The sequence below is a fragment of the Candidatus Propionivibrio aalborgensis genome (assembly GCF_900089945.1).
In the GTDB taxonomy this organism is placed as follows: Bacteria; Pseudomonadota; Gammaproteobacteria; order Burkholderiales; family Rhodocyclaceae; genus Propionivibrio; species Propionivibrio aalborgensis.
The window spans coordinates 1-1,113 of the sequence record NZ_FLQY01000232.1 but is presented as its reverse complement, the minus strand read 5'-3'; the positions used below and the strand labels follow the sequence as shown (position 1 = coordinate 1,113).

General features: G+C 60.6%; 2 protein-coding genes. Both read right to left on the bottom strand.

Annotation, left to right across the window (positions count from 1 at the left end; translation table 11 throughout):
• A partial coding sequence (locus PROAA_RS11530) for a TRAP transporter large permease subunit (protein WP_186411483.1) occupies nucleotides 1-382 on the bottom strand: 382 nt, incomplete at its 3' end.
• A complete protein-coding gene (locus tag PROAA_RS11525) occupies nucleotides 379-1,104 on the bottom strand; it encodes a TRAP transporter small permease (protein ID WP_222102234.1) in 726 nt (241 codons plus the stop codon). The genes PROAA_RS11525 and PROAA_RS11530, both read right to left, overlap by 4 nt.
• Nucleotides 1,105-1,113 lie beyond the last annotated feature (9 nt).

Sequence of the window (1,113 nt, the reverse complement as noted above, 5' to 3'; positions counted from 1 at the left end):
TGACCATGGCCGGCAGCAGGATCGAGCCGATCGCCACCACGGTGGCGGGCGAAGAACCCGATACCGCGGCAAACAGCGCGCAGGCAAACACCGCGCTGAGGCCCAGGCCGCCGCGCAAATGGCCGACCATCGACGTCGCGAAGAAGATCATGCGTTTCGCCACGCCGCCATGCGTCAGAAAATTGCCGGCAAGGATGAAGAAGGGGATCGCCATGATCTCGAACTTCTCGATGCCGGTGAACAGCTTGAGCGCAACGGAGTCGAGCGGCGTTTGCGTGAAGGTGAACAGGAAGGTCAGTACCGTCAGACCGAGCGAGATGGAGACCGGCATTCCCGACAGCATCAGGAAGGTCAGCAGCACGAAGATGATCACGGCGCTCATTTCGGTTCTCCCTTGTCAGCCGCCGTCCCGCCATCGCCGACTTGCTGTTCAGGATGACGCTTCTTGTACTTGAGATCGTGCATGTGGAGATCGTCGTCCATGTTGTAGGGGTTGATGTCCACCGGCACCTCGTCCTCGTCAACGCCGTCGACGTGGCCATGATCGTGATGCGGCAGTTCGCCGGTACGGATGAAGCCGACGGTGACCTGGAGGAAACGGAAGCACATCAGGTAGGAGCCCAGTGGGATGGCGCTGTATACGATCCATGTCTGCCATTCCAGGTCGGGCGTTGTCGGCCCGGGATACAAGTCGCCGGTGGCCAAGCCCAAGGCGTTGAAGATCGCGTAGTGGGCACCGTTCTCCCAGACGAAGTGCGCCCCCAGGGTGCCGACGATGCCGGTAAAGAACGCTCCGGCCGACATGCCGAAGACGATGAATTTGGCTCGCGTCCGGCCCGACAGGCTGTTGATCAGCACGTCGACGCCAACGTGAATGCCGGTGCGCACGCCATACGCGGCACCGAACTTGGCCATCCAGACGAACATGATGATGCACAGCTCCTGCGCCCAGCTCAGATTGAGACTCAGCAACCAGTCCTGAACCACCGGAATCGGCACGCCCGCTGCATAGCGATGCATCACCGCGGTGAAGATGATCAAGGTGGCGCCGCCAATGAGGAAGGTGATCAGCCATTCCTCCAGGTGATCCAGAAATTTCATGATTCCAGCCCC